Source organism: Roseivirga spongicola (assembly GCF_034376045.1).
GTDB lineage: Bacteria > Bacteroidota > Bacteroidia > Cytophagales > Cyclobacteriaceae > Roseivirga > Roseivirga spongicola.
The window spans coordinates 4,422,934-4,445,961 of record NZ_CP139724.1; the positions used below are offsets into that span (position 1 = coordinate 4,422,934).

General features: G+C 39.9%; 21 protein-coding genes. 10 read left to right on the forward strand and 11 right to left on the reverse strand.

From position 1 onward, the window contains the following. Positions 1-115 precede the first annotated feature (115 nt). The 11 genes from T7867_RS19400 to rsmA all read right to left on the reverse strand — a co-directional run bounded on the left by T7867_RS19400 (position 116) and on the right by rsmA (position 14,682). On the reverse strand, positions 116-1,996 hold the full coding sequence (locus T7867_RS19400; RefSeq protein WP_322299685.1) for a PI-PLC domain-containing protein: 1,881 nt from the start codon (positions 1,994-1,996) through the stop codon (positions 116-118). A 75-nt stretch (positions 1,997-2,071) separates the two neighbouring features. Continuing rightward, positions 2,072-3,598 carry a BspA family leucine-rich repeat surface protein gene (locus tag T7867_RS19405; RefSeq protein ID WP_322299686.1) on the reverse strand — a complete coding sequence of 509 codons (1,527 nt, stop codon included), beginning with the start codon at positions 3,596-3,598 and terminating at the stop codon, positions 2,072-2,074. 17 nt (positions 3,599-3,615) lie between these two features. Further along, positions 3,616-4,989 carry a RagB/SusD family nutrient uptake outer membrane protein gene (locus tag T7867_RS19410; RefSeq protein WP_322299687.1) on the reverse strand — a complete coding sequence of 458 codons (1,374 nt, stop codon included), beginning with the start codon at positions 4,987-4,989 and terminating at the stop codon, positions 3,616-3,618. Between the two features lie 11 nt (positions 4,990-5,000). Further along, a complete protein-coding gene (locus T7867_RS19415; RefSeq protein ID WP_322299688.1) occupies positions 5,001-8,495 on the reverse strand; it encodes a TonB-dependent receptor in 3,495 nt (1,164 codons plus the stop codon). A gap of 143 nt (positions 8,496-8,638) precedes the next feature. After that, positions 8,639-9,760, reverse strand: coding sequence for a FecR family protein (locus tag T7867_RS19420; RefSeq protein WP_322299689.1), 1,122 nt, complete (start codon positions 9,758-9,760; stop codon positions 8,639-8,641). Positions 9,761-9,931: 171 nt separating this feature from the next. Next, positions 9,932-10,501 carry an RNA polymerase sigma-70 factor gene (locus tag T7867_RS19425; protein ID WP_322299690.1) on the reverse strand — a complete coding sequence of 190 codons (570 nt, stop codon included), beginning with the start codon at positions 10,499-10,501 and terminating at the stop codon, positions 9,932-9,934. Between the two features lie 89 nt (positions 10,502-10,590). Beyond that, positions 10,591-10,986 (reverse strand): HIT family protein, encoded by a 396-nt coding sequence (locus T7867_RS19430; RefSeq protein ID WP_322299691.1) that lies wholly within the window; start codon positions 10,984-10,986, stop codon positions 10,591-10,593. Between the two features lie 6 nt (positions 10,987-10,992). Next, complete coding sequence (gene greA / locus T7867_RS19435) at positions 10,993-11,469, reverse strand: transcription elongation factor GreA (protein ID WP_068220262.1); 477 nt, start codon at positions 11,467-11,469, stop codon at positions 10,993-10,995. A 132-nt stretch (positions 11,470-11,601) separates the two neighbouring features. Then, on the reverse strand, positions 11,602-12,549 hold the full coding sequence (locus T7867_RS19440) for an NAD(P)-dependent oxidoreductase (protein WP_068220259.1): 948 nt from the start codon (positions 12,547-12,549) through the stop codon (positions 11,602-11,604). A gap of 1 nt (position 12,550) precedes the next feature. Further along, the gene (gene mgtE, locus T7867_RS19445; protein ID WP_068220256.1) at positions 12,551-13,915 is read right to left on the reverse strand and encodes a magnesium transporter; all 1,365 of its coding nucleotides are present in this window, start codon (positions 13,913-13,915) and stop codon (positions 12,551-12,553) included. Further along, on the reverse strand, positions 13,906-14,682 hold the full coding sequence (gene rsmA / locus T7867_RS19450) for a 16S rRNA (adenine(1518)-N(6)/adenine(1519)-N(6))-dimethyltransferase RsmA (protein ID WP_288341855.1): 777 nt from the start codon (positions 14,680-14,682) through the stop codon (positions 13,906-13,908). Before rsmA ends, mgtE begins: the two co-directional genes overlap by 10 nt. An 80-nt stretch (positions 14,683-14,762) precedes the next feature. Here rsmA and pdxA point away from each other — a divergent pair, with 80 nt between their 5' ends. From pdxA to accC, 10 genes are all read left to right on the forward strand, one after another. Then, positions 14,763-15,785 (forward strand): 4-hydroxythreonine-4-phosphate dehydrogenase PdxA, encoded by a 1,023-nt coding sequence (gene pdxA, locus T7867_RS19455; RefSeq protein ID WP_322299692.1) that lies wholly within the window; start codon positions 14,763-14,765, stop codon positions 15,783-15,785. Positions 15,786-15,877: 92 nt separating this feature from the next. Further along, positions 15,878-16,171: a hypothetical protein gene (locus tag T7867_RS19460; RefSeq protein WP_322299693.1), complete on the forward strand. Its 294-nt coding sequence runs from the start codon at positions 15,878-15,880 to the stop codon at positions 16,169-16,171. 83 nt (positions 16,172-16,254) lie between these two features. Beyond that, the gene (locus tag T7867_RS19465; RefSeq protein WP_322299694.1) at positions 16,255-17,895 is read left to right on the forward strand and encodes a SulP family inorganic anion transporter; all 1,641 of its coding nucleotides are present in this window, start codon (positions 16,255-16,257) and stop codon (positions 17,893-17,895) included. 1 nt (position 17,896) lies between these two features. Then, the gene (locus tag T7867_RS19470) at positions 17,897-18,526 is read left to right on the forward strand and encodes a carbonic anhydrase (RefSeq protein ID WP_322299695.1); all 630 of its coding nucleotides are present in this window, start codon (positions 17,897-17,899) and stop codon (positions 18,524-18,526) included. A 103-nt stretch (positions 18,527-18,629) separates the two neighbouring features. Further along, a complete protein-coding gene (locus T7867_RS19475) occupies positions 18,630-19,172 on the forward strand; it encodes a YceD family protein (protein ID WP_288341862.1) in 543 nt (180 codons plus the stop codon). A gap of 23 nt (positions 19,173-19,195) precedes the next feature. Next, entirely contained in the window at positions 19,196-19,387 is a 192-nt protein-coding gene (rpmF, locus tag T7867_RS19480) for a 50S ribosomal protein L32 (protein WP_068220236.1), read from the forward strand. A 167-nt stretch (positions 19,388-19,554) separates the two neighbouring features. Beyond that, positions 19,555-20,553: a beta-ketoacyl-ACP synthase III gene (locus T7867_RS19485; RefSeq protein WP_322299696.1), complete on the forward strand. Its 999-nt coding sequence runs from the start codon at positions 19,555-19,557 to the stop codon at positions 20,551-20,553. A gap of 22 nt (positions 20,554-20,575) precedes the next feature. Beyond that, the gene (gene efp / locus T7867_RS19490; RefSeq protein WP_273275449.1) at positions 20,576-21,139 is read left to right on the forward strand and encodes an elongation factor P; all 564 of its coding nucleotides are present in this window, start codon (positions 20,576-20,578) and stop codon (positions 21,137-21,139) included. A 13-nt stretch (positions 21,140-21,152) separates the two neighbouring features. After that, positions 21,153-21,638 carry an acetyl-CoA carboxylase biotin carboxyl carrier protein gene (gene accB / locus T7867_RS19495; protein ID WP_068220227.1) on the forward strand — a complete coding sequence of 162 codons (486 nt, stop codon included), beginning with the start codon at positions 21,153-21,155 and terminating at the stop codon, positions 21,636-21,638. Positions 21,639-21,681: 43 nt separating this feature from the next. Beyond that, on the forward strand, positions 21,682-23,025 hold the full coding sequence (gene accC, locus T7867_RS19500; protein WP_068220815.1) for an acetyl-CoA carboxylase biotin carboxylase subunit: 1,344 nt from the start codon (positions 21,682-21,684) through the stop codon (positions 23,023-23,025). Positions 23,026-23,028: the final 3 nt, after the last annotated feature.

Here is a 23,028-nt window from a genome sequence, read left to right on the forward strand (position 1 = left end):
AGTGTAGTTATAAGAGAACAGAGCACATAACATCGCTATAGAATTACTATCCTAAACCTAATCTAATTACTCTTTAAGAGTTGCGATGTCATGTACCTGCTCAACGAGATAAATATCATTTACTACAACCAACCAAAGGCTGCATTGAGTTCTTTGCTTTCTGTTCTTTCACATAATTAGCATAGGGACCAGAGTCGAAAGGCCGATCACTTACAGCAAACATTACATCTGTACATCTAATGTTAGCATACTGGCTGTTGCCATCTGCGCTTTGCATGTGAAAGATTCTGCTGATATAGCTGTCATCTTTAGCATCAATAAATCTACCGACATCATTCCCATAGTTACCTGGCTTTCTCCAATCTGGTGAAACCAGCTTATTATTCACCCTATAATTTTTAAGTTGAATAAAGTTGGATTGTAAGATGCCGTCCGTAGTATTAAAAGGCTCAAAATCATTGGTATGATCACTTTTAGTGATGTTGTTATTCGGCTGAATGTATAGAATCACTTTCCCCAGTAGTCCACCTTCTTTCGACCCGTTCTCATCCATATAATACAAAGTCTTTCCATCTACTATCTTACTGGCTTCCACTAGCTCTTCATTGTAAAAACCGCTTGAACTATGATACCTCAACCTCTCACCAAACTGTTCTTGCATTAACTTTATAATATTCTGCCATTTGGCATCGGCCATCCAGTGTTCATATTCTTTCAGCTCTGTCATAATGAAGAGCGGCTCATGATTAGGGTTTTCATCGCTCCAATTGGCCATATAGCTGATCCAATCTTTCAGTAAAATTGAATTTGGGTTATCTACGGTAAGGTCTACCTCATCTCCTGGGGCATCGTGACCCAAAGCTAAATCTCCAATGTTCAATTTTGCTAGTTGCATTTTGTTCGACTGTTTTAACTGTGCGTAGAAGCCACCCTTAGCAGCAAAAAGTTCAACATTAGCTCCAGCTAAAAAGTCTATCTCCCCATTATATTCCTCCACAACATTAGGCTTTCCATTATCAAGAATAAGCTGAAAGCTATTCATTTGCCCGCTCGCCAAATACGTATTCAAAAACAGCTTTTCACCGGAATAAATAGTATTTACTTTACCTACTAGCTTAGAAGAATTACCATTTATTTCGCCTTTTTGTGACCAATTAGAAGTAGATGTTTCAACCGAGGTAATACTAAAGCTCGAAACATACTTTTGGTTGTGCTTAAATAGATGCAGCTGCTCATTTTGTACGAAAGGAGTAACTGTCATATCTGCACTTACTCCATCGATAATGAGCTTCCGATTTCCTATTAGCGGCTCTGCTCCCTCAGTACTGAACGGATAAACGGAAACAGTTTGATCATCTTGATTGTGAAGAGATAAGTAAAGCTCATTTTGAAAGGAGAACAATTTTAATTCAGCATCTGAAGGAGTTAAACGCTGCTGTTTCACCAGGTTTAAACCGTTGCCAGAAAAGTCATAAGCTATCAACTCTCCCGACTGACTATAATAAACTACCAAATAAGTTCTGCCTTGAAAATTGTAAACAGTAAGGTCCGCTTCACCTGCGGTCCATAGGGCACTAGCATTCTCATAAACCTGCTGACCAGTTGCTATGTCTTCTATGCTTACTAGGCCATTGGTTTTATCTAGCGAAAAGAGGTATGCTTTCTCATTGTGCTCTAGTGTTAGGTGCTTAAGGTTTGATGTGGTTTCCGTGGAAAGTAATTCTTCGGTATAAAAAGAGAACATATCGAATTCAAAAAACCGAAGCCCTTTGGCCAACTGAGTTTTAATTCCCTCCCTCTTCAATCCATTTTGGTTACCAGAGTATGAGTTATGAGTTCCTGTAAAAAAGAATTGTCGATAGATGGCGTTGGTTGAGTCTCTTGTATCTACAGGAGTTGTCGGATCTGGCTCAGTGTCTGGATTCACGTCCTCAGAATCGCAAGAAGACGCTCCCAACAAACAAGAGAGTAAGTGAAATACTACAAGGATTTTCATGGTTAGACTTTTCATAAAAATTGGAAGCAAAAAAGAGAAGAGGGTAAAAAAGCCCTCTTCTCAAAAACAACTAATCTAATTTGGTCTGCTACAGAAGGAGTTATTATCGAATTTACTCACTAAGAATTGTGGCTTGTGAGCATCGTCCCAGTTAGGTGAATCTGTATCGAAGTCTAGGTTACACTTCACGTTGCTTACGTCCCAACCAGAAAGGTCTTGATTAAACACCTGGTTCTCTTTGAACAAGTTTTGCATGTTAACCACATTGCTTACATCCCACGAGCTAATGTCTTGGTTAAACTTACAGTTCTTTCCACCAAACATGGTTTCCATATTGTCCATGCTACTCAGGTCCCAATTGGCAATAGATGCATTGTTAAACTCGGCATCTTTGAACATGTCCCACATACTTTCCACTTTAGACATGTCCCAAGCACTAAGGTCGCCATTGTAGCTAGAGCCACGGAACATCTCTCTCATGGTAACTACATTACCGAGTTTATCTCCCCATCCTGAAAGGTCTTGGTCAAAGACTTTGTTATCTCTGAAAGTAGACTGGAAAGAAGTAACATTAGCCACATTCCAATTACCAATTGGTTGGTTGAAAGGTGACTTTCTGAACATGTTTTTCATGGTTGTAGCACTGCTTACATCCCAAGAGGAGATATCTTGATTAAAAGCTGACTCTCTAAACATAGTTTCGAAAGTCTCAACATTGCTAACATCCCAATTATCCAAAGGCTGATCAAAGTTTGTTGCCTTATAGAACATGTCCCACATGCTAGTTACTCCGCTAACATCCCAATGATTAATGTTGCTATTGAAAGAGCTAGCTTCTCTAAACATGGTTCGGAAGTTAGTGGTCTCGCTTAAGTCAGGGGCGTTGGTGGCAGAAATCTGTAGATTAGAACAGCCTCTAAAGTAGCCTCCATTGTTACCTAACTTTAACTGACCCCAGTCTGTAATATCAATGATATTATCTCTACTTGCTTTAGTAGCATCAAAATTAAAACCGTTGATATCTCCCCAAATAACTACTTGGTAATCTCCAGCTTCAGCGTAAGTATGAGAGGCAGAAGACAGATCGTAGCCAGCTACGATATCTTCTTCACCATCTCCCCAAAACACTTTAAAGTTATACTCGCCATCTTCTTCAAGTGGCAGGGTTATCTCTCCCCCAGCATCTACCCTCCAAACAGAAACAAACTCTTTATCCGATTGAAATGGAGCTAGCACGTTTAACTGAATATCGAACTCTTCTTCCAGACCAAAACCATAGGCCAAAAGAGTAGACTCACCAGCAGCTACACTTTGGCCTGAAGCTGGAGTACTTTCAATTCCACTAGGCAAATTGATGGTTAACACCACTTGTTGACCTTCTGCCTCTGGTGGTAAAGAAGCCGTGATTAATCTTGAAGGGTTAACCACTGCCGCTTCGATATCGGCTTCTAAAAAGCTATTATTCTTAGCTTCAATCAATATCGACTCGATGTATACATCGCGATCATCAATATCGAAATCGGTACTATCTACATCGCAGCCAAAAAACGCCAAGGCCACGGTAAACAAAATGAATTGATATATTCTATTTAAGTTTTTCATGAGTTTCGGTTTAGAGATTAATAGCCTGGATTCTGCTGCATAGCAGTAATATCTACTTGAGACTGAGGAATAGGAGCCAAAACCCTAAAGTCTTGCACAACAATGTTTTTTCCCTCACTAGCAAAGAAGTTATTCATAATGCTAACGGCATTACCGCTACGCAATAGGTCTGCCCATCGATGGCCTTCACCAAAAAGCTCGAATCTTCTTTCTAGTGCAATGGCATCTCTTAAAACAGCTTGATTGGTAGAGGCAATACCCGATAAACCAGCTCTAGTTCTGACCGCGTTCAAGTGAGTTAATGCCTCGGCAGAACCGCCTGTTTCGTTCAGTGCTTCAGCAAGCATTAATAGCACATCAGCATACCTTACCACATAATGGTTATCGCCACCATCACCAGTATTGTTATTGGGAGAAGGGGTCCATTTATTGGCATAGTAGGCGTTATCCGAAACATTGATTAGGTCTCTTCTTTTATCAGCAGCATCGAACAAATTATAGAAGGCAGGTTCCATGGCCATTGCCCCTCTACCTCCCTGATTATCTGGTTGTGTGAAATTGTAGTAATAAGCACTTCCTTCACTGTTCCCATCCAATTCCGAAGCATACTGAATGCTAAATACCTCTTCAGCATTGCCTTCATTTTCTACCCCGTAAAGGTCGTCTAGGTCTACTAGCGAATATTTGCCGCTACCAACAATCTGCTGTAATTGCTGAGCTGCCTGAGCAAACATACCTCGCTTCATATAGTTTTTAGCGAGAATAGCTCTTGCGGCCTGTTTATCTGCCCTACCCGCAGCATTTGTTACAGGCAATAAGTCTATAGCCTCCAATAAATCCGCTTCAATTTGAGCATAAACTTCAGCCTTAGGAGTTCTTGTATCATCAAAAGCATACGATGGATCCGTCACTTTTGTCAGTAAAGGCACATCACCATAAATGGTAGTCAGGTTGTCGTACAAGAAGCTTCTAATAAATAACACCTCGCCTCTTCTAACATTCTTTACTTCCGAACTATTAAACTGAATTTCATCAATTACCTCTAAGACCATGTTAGTATGGAAAATTCCGTCATAGGAACTGTTCCATATACTGTTAACAAACCCAGTAGTGGTACTCCATGAAAAGTCTTCTAAAGAGCTAACTCCACCATTTGAGTTTGGAGCTTGCACATAAGCGTTATCTGAAGTTACTTCTCCCCAAAGAATCATATAGTAGCTATAAAGTCCTTGCAGGTTGTTGTAGCTTGCTGTAACTGTAGACTCCACGCTTTCTGGAGTATTGTAGTAGTTTTCGGTTAGTATTCCTGTTTCAGGAAATTGATCTAAATCATCGTGGCACGATAGGCATAAGCATACCGCCATTGTAAATGCGAATAGTCTTTTTAACATGATTTCTTCTGTTAGAATGTGAGGTTAATTCCGGTAGAATAAATGCGCGGTACGGAAGTAGTTCCGTGAATATGGCCTCTGTTCAATGGGTTTCCATTATCTCCGCCATCAGGGTTCATTCCCCTATAGTCTGTCCAAGTGTGCAGGTTATTTACTGAGAAATAAATTCTGGCTTGTTTTAGTCCAACTCTGTCTAATAGGTTAACTGGGAAAGTGTAGCCAACTTGCAGTCCTCTAATTCTGAAATAATCTGCATCTAGCACATTGTAGTTTGTTGGATTACGGCTAGTTTTTCTTGTTTCAGTATTTCCGTATGCGTCTGGTGCAGCTAAAAAGCCGTCAGGATTGGTAACCGGGTCCCAATAATTATTGAAGTAATGGTAGTTTGTGTTTGAGAATGCCTCTCCATACTCTAAATAGCGAGAAGTCATTTCATCGAAAGCCACTCTACCTAGCGTTCCATTAAAGGTCATGTTAAAGTCAAAACCTTTGTAGGCAAGGTCTAAACCGAAGCCATAGCTTACTTCAGCATTATAATCGCCTAGTGAGACTCTATCATCAGCGTTAATTACATCATTACCATCGGTATCTTGGAAAATGTAGTCTCCTACTTCGGCCGAAAGTGTAGTAGACTTTCTAGATAAATATTGGTCTACCTCTTCTTGCGACTTTAAAAGGCCAATTATTTTGTACCCGTAAAGGTTGGCTAAAGAGCCTCCTACTTGCGTAATAAATCTTTGGCTTCCACCTTCATACAGTTCTTCGGCACCACCCAACGAAATAATTTCATTTTGGTTGGTTGAAAGGTTAGCATTCAAACCAATCTCTAGCTCACCAACTTTAAGCCCCGCTGTGTTTAGGATAAACTCCCAACCTTTATTTTCCATCTCACCAACATTTTGAAGTGAGCTACCAAAACCGGTATGTGTAGGTACAGGTCTATCTAGCAAAAGATTACTAATGTTGGCGATGTAATGATTCACCTCTACATCTAGCACATCATAAATACTGAAGTCTACCCCAAAATTGTGCGAAGTATTGGTTTCCCATGTTAAACCAGGAGATGGCGCACTAGATGGACTTGCTCCTGGATGAAGTGTTCCATTAAAAGGATAATCGCGACCAGTTCCGATTGACGCGTACTGAGCGTAATTCCCGATCTGGTTATTACCCGTTGTACCCCAGCTATAGCGCAGCTTACCAAACGTTAAGATGTCGTTTTGAGGGAAAAAACTCTCGTTGGTGAACACCCAACCAGCAGAGAATGATCCAAAAGTTCCAAAACGGTTATCCTCTCCAAAACGAGAAGAACCATCTGTTCTAATAGAACCTGTTAGAAAGTAAGTGTTTCTAAAGTTATAGAGCAATCTGGAGAAATAGGAGATTTGCACCCACTTGCTTCTTGAAGCATCAGCAGTCTGCACCGTTGAACCATCAATATTTTGAATGATATCGTTCGGGTAATCCGCACCTGTTACGCTCAAGGATTTGTATGCGCTACTTTGGTAACTCTGTCCGAGAAGCACGTTAAATGAATGCTCCTTAACATCGAACTTATAGTCTAAGGTATTCTCCCAAAGTATATCTAACCTGTCATTTCTAGATTCGGAGCCTTGGCGGGTATCTCTCTCGCTGATTAGCCTACGGTAAGAACCTGTAAGCATTGGCGCAAATTGATCTGTAAACTTGTTATTATAAAGATAGCCCAAAGACGACTTCAACTTTAGGTTGTTGATAGGCTCAAACTCTACATAGGCATTTCCAAAAGTATTAAACTCTTCGCGCTTGTATTTAGAGAGCTCTGCCATAGCTACCGGGTTCTCCTGCATATTAGCATTGTAAGGACGGTTGGCCAGTATTTGCTCTTCTACACTATAACCATGAGCAGCTCCGTTTTCCGCATCGTAAGCCGAAAAGAATGGGAACATATAAACCATGGCTCTGCCGGCAGGGTCTATCGGAAAACGATAGTTGTTGCTTCCGTTGGTAAGTCCTCTTTCTGCGTACATACCATTTACGTTCACACCAAACCTCACTTGATCACTGATGTCTGTATTGGTTTTAAGATTAAGTGTATATCGCTTCTGATCTGCAGTAATTACTATACCCTCCTCATCGCTGTAGCCTAAGGAAACCGAGTAATCGGTACCATCATTTGCTCCAGAAATGTTTAAGTAATGGTTCTGAATATTACCAGTTCTGTAAACAGCATCTTCCCAATCGAAATCGGTAAGCCCTTGTTCTCCATTCAAGTATGGCAAAGTATAATCGAGTAAAAGCTCTCTTACATTGGCTCCTTTTGCCAGACGCTCAGCTTCTGTATCGTTGATGTCAGCATCAGGGTGGTTTTTTAGATATGCATTGTTTCGGCCATCGGCAAAAAACTTGGCCGCATCATAAGCATTGAGCAAGTCATAAGAACCAGAACGCTCTTGCACACCAAAAACAGAACTAAAATTAATGGTTGGTCCTCTTTTCTTACCTTTTTTAGTGGTAATCATAATAAGCCCATTGGCAGCACGAGAACCATAAATGGCCGTAGAGGCAGCATCTTTTAGCACATCAACTCGCTCAATATCATTGGTATTGATTATGTTCAATGAACTTCCTTCCGCTAAGGGAAAGCCATCTACCACCACTAGTGGGTTGGTTTCTCTTGTGATAGAACCTGCTCCTCTAATGGTAATGGTGTTACCATCTCCTGGGTTTCTGGCGTTGGTTAGAATATCTACACCTGCAACACGACCTACAATCGCTTGATCAACACTTGTACTAGTATACTGTTCAATGGCAGTAGCGTCTACACTAGAAACAGCACCAGTTATTTTTTCTTTAGAGTTGGTTCCGTAACCAATAACTACAACATCTTCTAACCCCAAGCTTTCCTCTTGCAAAGCAAAATCTAGATTGTTAGCGGATGAGGTAATAGTTCGCTCTACCGTGGTATAACCCACAAATGACACCCTTACGGTGAACGAATCTACTGGTACAGTAAGTCTATAGCTTCCATCAGCATCGGCAATAACACCATTGGTTGTTCCCTTTTGAAGAACCGAAGCACCTGGAAGAGGGTTATTCTCTGTATCTCTCACTTTACCGCTAATAGTTACGGCTAGCGCTTCAGATTTAAGATTATCATTCGTTTGTTTTGATTTGGTTAGATAAACCCTGTTTTCTACAATTCTAAAAACGGTATCAGTGTCTTTAAAAACGGCCTTCAAAACCTTATCGATTGGCTCATCTTGAACATTGACCGACACTTTTCTCTGTAGGTCTACATCGCTCACCTTATAAATAAACCTGTAATCTGTTGAGTCTTCTAGAATATCTAAAAGCTTGTTTACTTGTATACTTTCTAAATGCAGAGTAACCTTGGTTCCTTGCCAAGTCATTCCTGATACATTGGTCTTAGAAAAGCCAAGAATCAAGAACATTGCTAGTATTTGTAAAAGCAGGCCTGAAGCGAATTTTGGCCTAATCTTACAATATGAGTTGATTTTTTTCATAGTTTTATAATTCGTAATTGGTGGTTGAAAGAAATTTCTTCACATCCCTGAGTCGGAAGATGTCCCCACATTTTCCGATTTGTTTTTTAGGGCTATGCTGTCTGATGGTCTTCCTGATTTTACATAGGCATATTTCATTTTGGTTATTGGATCGTTATTTGGTTTTCGTTGATTTCGAATGATAATTCATAGAGCACAGCTAAATCATTCATTACTTGCTCTAGAGACGGATTTTGGCCGAAATTGGCACTAATAAGCTCTCCGTTTAATTGCGCATTAGTATTTTCTATTTCTATGTTGAACCTGCGCTCAAGAATTTTGAGCAAGCCACTAAATGCCATGTTTCTGATGACCAACTCACCATTCGTCCAGGCGGTGTAAGGAGCGGTTACCGTAGGTGCTGTAGAAAATAGTAGGCTATCTTTATTGAAACTGGCTTTGAACCCTGGCTTTAGAATGGTGCTTCTATCTCTAGAAAAATTAGCTTCAGTATACAAACCCACTTCTCCTTCTACCAAAACAACCTCGTCAACCTCATTTTCCTCATAGGTATTGATATTGAAAGCTGTACCCAGTACTCTTACTTTGAAACCATTTGCTTGAACTACAAAGGGTTGATCGGCATTCTTGCTTACCTCTAAAAATGCTTCTCCGTTGACGGATACCAATCGGTTCGGACTAGGCAAGTAACTAGTTTGATAGCTAAAAGATGTTCCTGCATTAAGGTGAACCTGGGAACCTTCTGATAATTTGACCTGAAATGTTTTACCGTAAGGGACATTTAGTTGATGGGTCTCGATTGGCAAACTGTTGTTTTCATAAACCAGCACCCCATCTTCTACAGAAGCTATAAGCTCTCCGTTGACTTCAATAAGTTGCTTTTCGTTTGAGTTATTCAAGACTAGGTAGTCTTCGGCTCCCATTTTAAGGGTAATCTGATTTGAGAAATCGGACAATGTAGGCTGCGAATACTGCCTAACTAAAAATACTGCAGTAGCAAGCACTAGGAATAATGCTGCAGCGTAACCCCACTTTAGCCAACCAAACTCATTTTTCGAATCAATTTGGTCTATAGATTTATCAATTCGCTTTAAGAGATTAACTCTCAGCTTATCTTTCTCTGATTCACTTAAGGTAGAACTGATCTTGAGCCTCTGCTTAACTTGCACCTTCTCACAGTATGCAATTAGATGTGCCTCTTCTTGCGGAGAGCACTTGCCCTCATCATACTTTTTTACCAATTCTAAAAATTGCCGCTTGGTCATTTCTTCTGCTTTTCAGAATAAGGACTAGGCTAGCGACAAGAACTCACACAGATGTTTTGAAGGTTTTTGCTATTTAATATTAGGGTAACTTTTGGGATATGAATCGGTCACTTAAGCCTCTAAATGTTAACTCAGAGTGAAATACCAAGAAGTGACTACTAATAATAAGAGTTATAGAAAAAGCACTATAAAACCCACATCGCGTACCGACTTTCTAATGTGTTTTAGTGCTAGAGAGATTTGATTCTCTACTGTGCGAACGGAAATATTGTAATACTCAGCTATTTCAGAGTTGCTCAATTCTTTGAACCTACTCATGAGAAAAATTTCTTTGCAGCGTTCAGGTAAAGATGCTGCTGCACTTTCTATAACGGCTCTTAAATCTTCTTCATTGAGCTGATTTTCTCCATCGGGAGCGCTAGAAAGTCCGTCAATTATTACTTCATCTATAGCTGTAAAGGTGACTTTGGAGAGCTGAGAAATGCTTTTGTTTCTAACAGAAACAAGAAGATAACCTTTGAGACTAGATATCTCTAGAGATTCACGCTTAACCCACAGATTGGTGAACACATCATGCAGTACATCTTCTGCCAAAGACCTGTCATTCAAAACATTGAATGCATAATAGAAGAGCTCTTCCCAAAACTTATCATACAATAAGTTAAAGGCCATTCTATTTCCAGATTGAATTAAATGGATTAATTCCTGATCCGATACTGATTTAGCTTGCTCTTGTTTCACCAAGAATGTTTTGCCCGAAAGTAAAACATGGCACTATAAAAGACGCCAATAGCGTATTAAGATTGAATTATTTATTCAGGCCCTGACGGCTATGCCATATTTGCCGAGATCTTCTGAGCAATAGTTTCGAACTCTTCTTGGCTCAACTTCAGTTTAGGTCTACCGAAATCAATATCATGCATACCATGGAGCGGTATAAGGTGTATGTGTGCATGAGGCACTTCGAGCCCAATAACAGCTACTCCAACCCTTAGGCAAGGGATGGCCTTTTCAATGGCCTGTGCAACCTTGTGTGTGAATGCTTGTAATTTGAGGTAAGTATCTTCATCCAAATCAAAGAGCTTATCCACTTCTTTTTTGGGTACTACTAAAGTATGTCCCTCATTTAGAGGGTTGATATCCAAAAAAGCAATAGCATCCTCATTCTCAGCTACTATGTAACCAGGAATTTCTCTGTTAATAATTCGGGTGAAGATACTTGCCATAATAACTTAGTCTAGCGTGATGTCTAGAACTTCAAATTCCATTACGCCTGCAGGTGCTTTTACTTCTGCTACCTCTCCTACTTTTTTATTCAAAAGTCCCTTTCCGATTGGAGATTCGTAAGAAATCTTGCCAGATTTAAGGTCAGCCTCTTTTTCAGATACTAGCGTATATTTTACTTCCATGCCGTTTTTCAAGTTCTTGATTTTAACGGTAGAAAGAATTGACACCTTAGAAAGATCTACATCTTCTTGTTTCTTAATTCTAGCATTTCCTACTAAGCCTTCTAGTTCAGAAATACGCATTTCCATAAGACCTTGAGCGTCTTTGGCCGCATCATATTCAGCGTTTTCACTCAAGTCGCCTTTATCTCTGGCTTCAGCAATTTGCTTGGCCATATCGGCTCTTCCTTTTGTCTTTAGCTCTTGAAGTTCATCTTTCAACTTCTTCAAACCTTCTTCGGTGTAATAACTTACACTTGACATATCTCTATTATTTAGTGTTTCTACAAAAAAACAACGGTCTCGAAACGAAACCGCTTAAAACAAATAAAATCGCCTCGTGAGCGATTAAGTAGCCACAAAGTTAAGCTATTTTTCGGATAACTGGAAACCACCCTAATTAGCCTCTATGCGGTAGTGAGTCGCTATTTTGCTCACCAATACTTCATTAATTCTCTTGTACGAAGCAAAAGTCCAACCTGCCACATGTGGCGAAAGCACAACGTTCTTTCTACTGAATAAGTCTTCGAATCGAGTCTTTTCTTCATCAGATAATTGATTGAATTTCTCTTTCTCCAACACATCTAAAGCAGCGCCTAAAACTTTGCCGTCATCAAGTAATTCCAATAGATCTTTGATGGGCAAAATCTCTCCTCTCGCTGTGTTCAATACATGAATATCTTTTCTAAACTGCTGAATGAAATCTTTGTTTATCCAACTTCTAGTTTCTGGTGTCAAAGGCACATGAAGACTCAGAATGTCTGTCTTACTAAAGAGCTTTTCCAAACTAACCTCTTCTACCTTTTTTGTTCCGAAACCCTTCTTATACTTATCGTAAACAAGAATTCTACAGTCGAAAGCGCGCAACCTTTGAACAAATGCCTGCCCCATGTATCCGTAGCCAACAATACCCACGGTTTTGTCGGAAAGTTCTACTCCTCTGTTTCCTTCCCTGTCCCAAATCCAGTTTCTCACCTGCTGGTCTGCTGCATTGATATTGTTCAGCATACTGAGCAACAAACCTACGGCATGTTCAGCCAAAGCATCTCTATTCCCTTCTGGCGCATTCAGTATTTCAATGTTTTTACTTTCCACATATTCAACATCGATCTTATCTAAGCCTGCACCAGCTCTACCTATAAATTCGAGCTTTTGGGCATGGTCTATAAACTCTTTATCTATAGTAGTTTTGGATCGAACCAGAATTCCTTCATAATCACCAACGGTGTTGAGAATTTCAGCTCGGGTCATGCCAGGCGCATAAGTAGCTTCTATACCAATTTCGGCAAGTAGCGACACTATGCTTTCGTGCATATCATCTATAATTAGACACTTTTTATTCATTTCAGGGAAGTAACAAATTAGCAATTGCCAGATAAACGATAATACCTAAAATATCGTTTGTGGTTGTAATAAATGGACCAGAGGCCAAAGCAGGGTTAATACCTAGTTTATCGAGAGCAAGTGGTGTAGCAGTACCCATAAAAGACGCCAGCATAACTACACAGACCAGCGATACAGCCACTACAGTACCAAGAGTTTGATCGTCTTTCCAGAGAAAAACAATCAAGAAACTAATAATAGCTAGAACAACTCCCGTAAAAATAGCCACCAAGAACATTCTACCAATTCTCTTACTGATTGAGTCTTCGAATGCAGAACGATTGGCTAAACTTTGAACAACAAGGGTTGAAGATTGAATCCCCACATTACCGCCAGTAGCCATAACCAAAGGAATAAAGAAGGCCAACGCAGCATTTCTCTCTAAGCTTCCTTCAAAAAAACCAATAGCCCAAGCACCAAGAGTCCCTCCTACTAGGCCAATGAGTAACCAAGGCAAACGCGCTTTAGAAATAGCCCAGATGGAATCATCTTCTTCCACGTCTCCAGATATACCAGACATTAAGGCTCTCTCCTCTTCTGCCTGCTCAGTGATAACATCTACAATATCATCGATGGTAATTCTACCTACCAACTTGCCTTGCAGGTTTACAACGGGAACAGCATCTAAATCATACTTACGCATAATGTCTGCCACCTCTTCTTCATCCATATAGGTTTCTACATGAATGATGTCACTATCGTAAATATCTAGAATTCGCGTATTATCTCTTGAGAGGATAATTTTCTTAACTGAAACTTTGCCTTGCAGCTTATTTTTATCGTCTACAACGTAAACAGAGTAGATCTTCTCAACATTTTCTACCTGACGCCTGATTTCATCTATGGTTTGAATAACCGTCCAGTTAATGTTGGCCACAATCATCTCTTTGGCCATCAAACCACCGGCACAGTCTTCATCATAGCGCATGAGCTCCTGAATGTGAGCTGCGCTTTCAGGATCATCTATTGCGGCAATTACCTCTTCTCGAGTCTTCACGGGAAGGTCGTTGATGATATCTACCGCATCATCAGACTCCATTTCTACAATGTATTGAGCAATCTCTTGGGGCTCTAACTCTTCTAGAAACTCTTTTCTTGTATCTTCCTCTAACTCCTCAATTACCTCTGCACCAACTTCATTATTCAGTACATCGAGTACATAGCGAGCTTCATCAGTTTCTACCTCATCGAGCAAAGCAGAAATATCAGCAGGATTCACACCTTCCATAGTATCCCTGATAAACCCAGCATCGCGCTGTTCAACAGCCCGTAAAACGAGGTCTAAATACTCTTTAGAAAGCTCAAATGGTACTCTCTCTAACGACACGCTGAGATTTTATTAGTTAGGTCTACAAATTGTTTAACTGAAAGTGTTTCTGCCCGCAGGTTAAGGATTGGATCATCTGCCAATGCTTCAGGCAAATTTATTGGTTTTAGTGCATTCCGCAACGTTTTTCGCCTCATTTGAAAACCTGCTTTAACTACTTGTTTAAAGAGCTTTTCATCGCAGTCTAGCCTTTCAACATTATTTCTCTTTAGCCTAATTACACCAGAGTTGACTTTAGGTGGAGGGTTGAACACACCTGGCTTTACGGTGAATAAGTATTCGATGTCATAATAAGCCTGAAGCAATACACTTAAGATACCGTAAGTTTTAGATCCGGGAGGTTCGGCAATCCGGTCGGCTACCTCCTTTTGAATCATACAAACTACTTCCGGTACTTCATTTCTGAGCTCCAATATTCTAAAGAAAATCTGAGAAGAGATGTTGTAAGGAAAGTTGCCAATAATGGCCAATGGAGCCCCAGTATCTTTTAAAATATCGTATTTCAAAAAATCACCATCAATAATTCTGCCCTCCAATGCTTTGAAATTCTCTTGAAGATAGGCTATAGACTCCTTATCTATATCAACCACCCAAGTTTCGTAGGCCTCTTTAAGTAAGAATTGAGTGAGTACACCAGTACCAGGCCCAACTTCTAGCACCGAATTGTACTCTCCATGGCCAGTGAGTGCTTTAGCTATTCGCTCGGCAATTGACAAATCTTTTAAGAAATGTTGGCCTAAATGTTTTTTGGGTCTTACTGATGACATGCTCACAAATATTTAAAAAAGCGTAATTTGCGCCCAAAGTTAGAACTTCAATAATAAGAAAAGCGAAATCGGCTTTTGATATGCAGGAGAATAGCAGAGAGACCAAACTTATACCCACTTTAGGCATTACCATTGGCGATATGAATGGAATAGGCCCTGAAGTAATTATAAAATCTGTATTGAATCAGAGAATTTTCGATCTAGTAAACTTGGTGGTTTACGGTCACGGAAAGGTTTTCTCTCATTACAAAAACCTTTTAGGTGTTGACAAATTCTCATTCAACCAAACCAATTCGCCAGACCAGATCAGACATAATAGACTGAATGTCATCAATTGTGTAGAAGATGTGGAAGTTGCCCCAGGTGAAGAAACAAAAGAAGCAGGTGCTCTAGCTCTTGCTGCACTTAGAAGAGCCACGCAAGATCTTAAGGATGGTAAGATTCATGGAGTAGTGACAGCTCCTATCAATAAAAACAACATTCAGAGTGATGATTTTAAATTCCCTGGACACACTGAATTTTTCACAGAGGCATTTGGCAAGCAAGACAGTCTAATGTTTCTATGTGGTGAACAAATAAGAATTGGAGTAGCTACAGGACATATCTCGGTAGCTCAAATTCAGGAAAAACTGAACGCTGACCTTATCAGGAAGAAACTCGATTTGATGTTACAATCTTTGAAGAAGGATTTTGGCCTTCAAAAACCCAAAGTGGCCGTATTAGGACTAAACCCACATGCTGGAGAAAATGGCCTTTTGGGGAATGAAGAGATAGAAATTATCCGACCTCTTATAAACGATTTTAAAGAAAAAGGTGAGTTAACTTTTGGCCCATATCCTGCAGATGGATTTTTCGGAATGGCCAGCCAAACCAAGTTCGATGGTATTTTAGCTATGTATCACGATCAAGGGCTTATACCATTTAAAACCCTGGCTTTTGAAGAAGGCGTAAACTTTACTGCAGGCCTACCAATTGTCAGAACATCTCCAGACCATGGGACTGCATACAATATTGCAGGCAAAGGATTAGCCAATGAGCAGAGTATGAGATCGGCTATATACATGGCCAAAGATATTTTAGCATCTAGAGGAGTTTTGGACTAGTTTTATGCTGTTCAGCATAGTTTATACTATTTTTATCGATATACTTAACCCTTAAGCAGCATCGACCGTTTATTTTGGTTAATCAGAGTACAGTGAAAGGATTTATAACAATCTTACTTCTTATGCTTTTTACAAGCACCTTATCACTAGATGTCTACGCCAAGACAAGCTTTGATTATACAGTCAATTATGAACTAATGGATGTTGAAGAAGATCAAGACTCTGAAGAAGAAGATTCTAAAGAAGAATTTAAAAAAGACGAATACTTCAGCTACCTAGAAAGCTTAGACTTTCTGTCGAATCTGATCGACCTTCAGTTCTCTGAAAGACAATACGTATGGAAACTGGATGTTCAGCAAATACTGCTGCGGCCTCCAATGGTATAACCCTACACTTTTCCATCAAGATTACTTCATTTTTTTTTCAAACCTTAATTTGAGCCAGCTCCATTGGCTTAAAACATATAACTATGAATAAAGACTTATTTAAAAACCTTAAAGCAGATGCCCCAGCCGGACTGGTAGTGTTCTTAGTGGCAGTACCGCTCTGTCTAGGAATTGCGCTGGCATCTGGCGCACCGCTATTTTCCGGAATTATTGCCGGTATGGTTGGTGGTATAATTGTAACCACTTTTAGTGGTTCGAGCCTAGGTGTATCAGGCCCTGCGGCAGGACTTGCCGTTATTGTACTTGCAGCAATAGAAGACCTTGGCTCATTCGAAATATTTCTAGTAGCTGTAGTAATTGCCGGTGTAATACAGATAGTACTTGGCATTCTAAGGGCTGGTATTATCGGATACTACTTCCCTACATCAGTAATTAAAGGAATGCTCTCTGCCATTGGCATAATCATCTTCTTAAAGCAGATACCTCATGCTTTTGGCTATGATGCTGACCCAGAAGGAGACCTTGGTTTCGTTCAGGCAGATGGAGAAAATACTTTTTCTGAGCTAATTAACATGTTAGATTTCATCACTCCTGGTGCTGTAATCATATCGTTTGTCTCTTTGGCAATTCTTATCCTTTGGGAACAGAAGTTCATGAAAAAGGTGAAAATATTCCAGATTGTTCAAGGGCCACTAGTAGTAGTTATTCTAGGTATAGTTTTCGGCAAAATATTCGCAGGTGGCAACTTTGAAATAACCAATGACCACATGGTGAGCATCCCTGTCTCTGATGATTTCAGCGGATTTATCGGTCAATTCTCTTTACCAGACTTTTCTGCAATTACAAACCCGGAAGTATGGATTATTGGTATTACTATGGCCATTGTAGCCAGTTTAGAAACCTTACTATGTGTAGAAGCAACAGATAAGCTCGACCCTCAGAAAAGAGTTACTCCTACCAACAAAGAACTAAGAGCACAAGGTATTGGAAACATTGTATCTGGCCTTATCGGTGGCTTGCCTGTTACCCAGGTAATTGTGCGTAGCTCAGCCAACATTCAGTCTGGTGGTCAAACTAGAATGTCTGCACTCATACATGGTATTTTAATTTTTCTAGCTGCACTAGCCATACCAAACGTAATGAACATGATTCCGCTGGCGAGTTTAGCAGCAATTCTGTTGGTAGTTGGTTACAAATTAGCCAAGCCTGCATTGTTTAAAGATATGTACAAAAAAGGCTTACTGCAGTTTGTACCATTTGTGGTAACGGTTTTAGCCATTGTATTTACAGACTTATTAGTAGGTATCGGAATAGGTATGGCTGTTGCTGTATTCAACATTTTGGTTACCAACTTGAAGAACCCTTACATTCTGAAAACTACACACGATACAGCCGACAAGCACTATCAAATTGCGCTTTCAGAACAGGTTACATTCTTAAATAAGGCCCAAATATTAAGAGAACTAAACAAGGTTCCTGATGGTGCTGAGCTTTATATTGATGCCTCTAAAACTGTTTTCATCGAGCACGATGTTCTAGAAATCATTGCTGACTTTAAAGAAAATGCCAAGTACAGAAATATTGATATCAAAATAAGCCCACTGAGTCATTTAGACCTTAATGGATTTACACAATCGCTAGAACAATTAGTGGTTGGCACAGATGAGGTGCAGCAAATTTCAACCGCAAAACAATTAAAAGTTATTACCTCTATAGACAAATAATATGACAGCTTTAGATAAACTAAAACAAGGTAACGAAGAATGGGTAGCAGAAATTAAAAAGTCTGACCCTGAATTTTTTGATAGACTAGCAGAAGGCCAAGCACCAGAAGTGTTATGGATTGGCTGCTCAGATTCTAGAGTTCCTGTAAATCAAGTAACCGGTGCTATGCCTGGCTCTATCTTTGTTCAAAGAAACATTGCCAATATGGTAGTTAACACCGATACTAACTTACTAAGTGTAGTATTTTATGCAGTGAAAGCGCTAAAAGTTAAGCACATTGTTATTTGCGGCCATTATGGTTGTGGTGGTGTTAAAGCTGCCATGGGTAATGATAGCATTGGCATGATTGATAGCTGGTTAGTAAACATCAAAAATGTGTATCAAAAGCATGCAAAGGAACTAGAAGCTATTTCAGATGAGAATAAACGTTTTGATACTTTTGTAGAGCTGAATGTAAAAGAGCAAGTTCAAAACATGGCAAAAATTGCTTTCATACAAGAAGAGTGGGCTGCAGGAAACACCCCATCTATTCACGGATGGGTATTCAGCCTAAAAGAAGGCAAGGTGTTAGACCTAAATTATAGCATAGATTCTAAAGATCAGCTAGAAGAAATCTATCGTTACAATTAAATATTTGAACCTTAAGCTAATTATCCAAAATAAGGATGCGCTATGCTTTTACTATTCGAAATGAATTCCATACCTTTGCACTCCTGAATTTTGGGCGGTATCTATGAGAGCCAGAAAGAAATACGATATACATATCTACAAACTTTCAAATGGCGTTCACGAGTACCAGTTTGAAATTGGGAAAGAGTTCTTTGAAATGTTTGATGGAGACTTAGTTGAAAATGGCCAACTCAATGCAGTTGTCAGTCTCAACAAGTCAGACTCTATGATTCAGGTAGACTTCAACATTGAAGGTTCTTTGGAACTAGAATGTGATAGAAGCTTGGAGAAATTCGACTTCCCTATACATATTGATCAGAACATGATTTATAAGTATGGAGAAGAAGATAAAGAGCTATCTGAAGATGTATTTGTGATTGAGAAAAATACCCAAACACTTAACGTAGCGGGTATTATGTACGAATTCATTGGCTTAGAAATTCCTATGAAGAAGCTTCATCCGAAGTTTCAAGAAGAGGAAGATGAAGACGATGAGTCGGAAGGCAGTATGATTTACACTTCAGAAGCAGAAGAAGACATCGAACAAAAAGAAGAAGACATTGACCCACGTTGGGCAGCATTAAAGAATTTAAAGAATAAAAATTAGCGAAAGCTTAAAACAGAATAATAATGGCGCATCCTAAACGAAAAACCTCGAGAACCAGAAGAGACAAAGGAAGAACTCACAAAAAACTTTCTGCGAAGACTTTAGTGGTTTGTCCTACAACTGGTGAATTGCACATGCCTCACAGAGCGTTCTGGCATGAAGGTAAACTTTACTATAAAGGTAAAGTTGTGATGGAAAAAGAGGTTTTAGCCTAAGGCTTACCTTTGACAATATTTGCTCCTGGATTAAGATATTCAGGAGCATTTTCATTTATAAGGGTGCAGCTCCTTTCTCATAACAATCTATTATGATTCTGTAGGCATTCCCCTTATATTGGCAGATGTTTGCATCTCAACTCTGCATGTCTAACTAAAAAATAAGCATGAGTCAGCTAAGAGCTCAAATTTCCGGTGTCCAAGGTTATGTTCCAGAATATGTACTAACCAATCAAGAATTGGAAACCATGGTGGACACCACAGATGAGTGGATCACCACCAGAACAGGAATCAAAGAAAGAAGAATCTTAAAAGGTGAGAATCAGGGCACCTCGGTCATGGGAATCAAAGCGATTCAGGGCCTACTTGCCAAGACCAATACTACACCTGAAGAAATAGACTTAATCATCTGCTGTACCACAACCCCCGACATGGTTTTTCCGGCAACGGCCAACCTAATCGGTGATGCTATTGGTGCCAAAAATGCTTTTGGCTTCGACCTACAGGCAGCTTGCTCAGGCTTTATTTATGGCCTAGCTACGGGCTCGCAGTACATTGAAACTGGCAAATACAAGAAGGTAATTGTTGTAGGTGCAGATAAAATGTCTTCTATAGTAGATTATACTGACAGAACCACCTGTATAATTTTTGGTGATGGAGGCGGTGCCGTACTGCTTGAACCTACTACTGAAGAACATGGAATTATGGATTCCATCCTGAGATCAGATGGTTCAGGGGCTCCTCACTTACACATGAAAGCTGGAGGAAGTAGAAAGCCAGCCACACAAGAAACAGTGGCCAACCGAGAGCACTACGCTTACCAAGAAGGCTCTGCAGTATTTAAGTTTGCCGTTACAAACATGGCAGACGTGGCTGCTGAAATTATGGACAAGAACAATCTATCTGGAGATGACATCTCCTATCTTGTTCCTCATCAGGCCAACAAAAGAATTATTGACGCTACCGCCAGAAGAATGAATGTTGGAGAAGACAAAGTAATGCTCAACATTCACAGATACGGCAACACTACTAGTGGAACCATCCCTCTTTGCCTTTGGGATTATGAATCTAAACTCAAAAAGGGAGACAACCTTATTTTAGCCGCCTTTGGTGGTGGTTTTACTTGGGGTTCTATTTGGTTAAAGTGGGCTTACGATCCTAAATAAGAAAGACTAACCTAAATTATTCATGGCTACTACAGCAGATATTAAAAACGGTCTTTGTATTGTAATAAACAATGACCTGTGGATGATCACAGAGTTCCAACATGTAAAGCCAGGCAAAGGACCTGCTTTTGTTAGAACAAGGTTGAAAAACATTAAAACCGGTAAAGTGGTAGACAACACTTTCTCTGCCGGACATAAAATTGAAACCGCCAGAGTTGAGAAAAGAACTCACCAATTTCTGTTTAAAGATGAATTCGGCTTTCATTTCATGAACACATCTACTTTTGAGCAGGTTATGATACCTGAAGAGATGATTGAAAATGCCGACTTAATTAAAGACGGACAGGAAGCAGACATTCTTTTCCATGCCGAGACTGAGCAGCCTCTCACATGCGAGTTACCTGCTTACGTTGAGCTAGAAATTACTTACACGGAACCTGGGCTTAAAGGAGATACTGCAACGAATGCCAGCAAACCAGCTACATTAGAAACTGGTGCTGAAATTCAAGTACCATTATTCATTAACTTAGGAGATAAAATTAAAGTTGACACTAGAACTCGCTCTTATGGAGAGCGTGTAAAATAAACCTTAACTCATTATGAACCCGAAGGAAATTAAAAACATGATAGACTTTATTGCTAAATCTGGTTTAGCAGAAGTCAATATTGAAACGGAAGAATTCAAAATTAAGGTAAAAAGAGACACTGAAGCACAAGTTATTGCTTCTGCTCCTGCAGCTGCCCCTGCCCCAGTAGCGGCTCCTGCACCGACTGCTCCTGCTTCAGCAGCAACTGAAGCTGCTCCAGCTCCTGAAAAAGCAGCTGCTAAAGATGATTCGAGCAAATACGTTGAGATTAAATCTCCTATGATCGGTACTTTCTACAGATCTCCTAAGCCAGAAGATCCTGCATTCGTAAATGTTGGAGACACTATTTCTGCAGGAGACAAAGTTTGTATCGTTGAAGCAATGAAGTTATTCAACGAAATTGAGTCTGAAGTTTCAGGTACAATCGTAAAAGTATTGGTTGATAACTCTTCTCCTGTTGAGTACGATCAGCCTTTGTTCTTGGTAGACCCGGCTTAAATAGCCTTACCGCTTATTGAGTTTTCAACCTAAAAGAGCAAACGTGTTTAAGAAAATATTAATCGCCAATAGAGGGGAAATTGCCTTGCGTGTTATTAGAACATGTAAGGAAATGGGTATTAAAACTGTAGCCGTTTATTCTGCTGCAGATAAAGACAGTTTACATGTTCGCTTTGCGGATGAAGCTGTAAACATTGGCCCTGCCCCATCAAATCAGTCTTATTTAAAAATACCTCATCTCATTTCGGCTGCAGAAATCACTAATGCCGATGCGATTCACCCAGGGTATGGTTTCCTTTCTGAGAATGCTGAATTCTCTAGGGTTTGTGCCGAATATGGCATCAAATTCATTGGAGCTTCTCCCGATATGATCGATAAAATGGGTGATAAGGCTACTGCTAAAGCTACCATGAAAGAAGCAGGTGTACCAACTATCCCTGGTTCTGATGGCCTACTAGACTCTGTTGAGCAAGGCATTAAGCTTTCCAATGAAATGGGCTACCCTGTAATTCTTAAAGCAACTGCCGGTGGTGGTGGCCGAGGAATGAGGATTGTGAAATCTGACAAAGAATTTCAAAAAGCTTGGGACGATGCCAGAATGGAATCTGCCGCAGCTTTCGGAAACGATGGCCTTTACCTAGAAAAATTCGTTGAAGAGCCTCGTCACGTAGAAATCCAGGTAGTTGGAGATAGCACAGGTAGAGCTTGTCACCTTTCAGAAAGAGATTGTTCTATTCAGAGAAGGCATCAGAAACTTGTAGAGGAAACTCCATCTCCTGCCCTAAATCAAGAGCTAAGAGACAGAATGGGTGAGGCCGCAGTAAAAGCCGCAGAAGCCATTGGATATGAAGGTGCTGGAACGGTAGAATTTTTACTAGATAAGCATGGCGACTTCTTCTTTATGGAGATGAATACTCGTATTCAAGTTGAGCACCCTATTACTGAAGAAGTAACAGATTTCGACCTGATTAAAGAGCAAATTAAGGTAGCCGCAGGTGAGCCGATATCAGGTAAAAACTACTATCCTAAGCTTTTCGCTATGGAGTGTAGAATAAATGCGGAAGATCCATCTCATGGGTTCAGACCTTCTCCAGGAAAAATCACTAACCTTCACTTACCAGGTGGTCATGGAGTTCGTGTAGATAGCCATGTATATGCTGGTTACTCTATTCCTCCAAATTATGATTCAATGATTGCTAAGCTGATTGTAAGCGGTCAATCTAGAGAAGAAGTGATTGTGAGAATGAAAAGAGCTTTAGAGGAATTTGTTATTGAAGGAATTAAAACAACTATTCCATTCCATATTAAATTAATGGAAGATGAAGGCTTCAAATCGGGTAACTTCACAACGAAATACTTAGAAACCTTCGATTTCTCGAAATTATAAAAT

Coding starts and splice junctions, on each gene's coding strand:
- T7867_RS19410 (WP_322299687.1), bottom strand. CDS start 4,989: ATGTTAAAAAGACTATTCGCATTTACAATGGCGGTATGCTTATGCCTA.
- efp (WP_273275449.1), top strand. CDS start 20,576: ATGGCTACTACAGCAGATATTAAAAACGGTCTTTGTATTGTAATAAAC.
- pdxA (WP_322299692.1), top strand. CDS start 14,763: ATGCAGGAGAATAGCAGAGAGACCAAACTTATACCCACTTTAGGCATT.
- T7867_RS19415 (WP_322299688.1), bottom strand. CDS start 8,495: ATGAAAAAAATCAACTCATATTGTAAGATTAGGCCAAAATTCGCTTCA.
- T7867_RS19465 (WP_322299694.1), top strand. CDS start 16,255: ATGAATAAAGACTTATTTAAAAACCTTAAAGCAGATGCCCCAGCCGGA.
- T7867_RS19430 (WP_322299691.1), bottom strand. CDS start 10,986: ATGGCAAGTATCTTCACCCGAATTATTAACAGAGAAATTCCTGGTTAC.
- T7867_RS19405 (WP_322299686.1), bottom strand. CDS start 3,598: ATGAAAAACTTAAATAGAATATATCAATTCATTTTGTTTACCGTGGCC.
- T7867_RS19470 (WP_322299695.1), top strand. CDS start 17,897: ATGACAGCTTTAGATAAACTAAAACAAGGTAACGAAGAATGGGTAGCA.
- rsmA (WP_288341855.1), bottom strand. CDS start 14,682: ATGTCATCAGTAAGACCCAAAAAACATTTAGGCCAACATTTCTTAAAA.
- T7867_RS19475 (WP_288341862.1), top strand. CDS start 18,630: ATGAGAGCCAGAAAGAAATACGATATACATATCTACAAACTTTCAAAT.
- accB (WP_068220227.1), top strand. CDS start 21,153: ATGAACCCGAAGGAAATTAAAAACATGATAGACTTTATTGCTAAATCT.
- T7867_RS19440 (WP_068220259.1), bottom strand. CDS start 12,549: ATGAATAAAAAGTGTCTAATTATAGATGATATGCACGAAAGCATAGTG.
- rpmF (WP_068220236.1), top strand. CDS start 19,196: ATGGCGCATCCTAAACGAAAAACCTCGAGAACCAGAAGAGACAAAGGA.
- T7867_RS19420 (WP_322299689.1), bottom strand. CDS start 9,760: ATGACCAAGCGGCAATTTTTAGAATTGGTAAAAAAGTATGATGAGGGC.
- T7867_RS19485 (WP_322299696.1), top strand. CDS start 19,555: ATGAGTCAGCTAAGAGCTCAAATTTCCGGTGTCCAAGGTTATGTTCCA.
- greA (WP_068220262.1), bottom strand. CDS start 11,469: ATGTCAAGTGTAAGTTATTACACCGAAGAAGGTTTGAAGAAGTTGAAA.
- T7867_RS19400 (WP_322299685.1), bottom strand. CDS start 1,996: ATGAAAATCCTTGTAGTATTTCACTTACTCTCTTGTTTGTTGGGAGCG.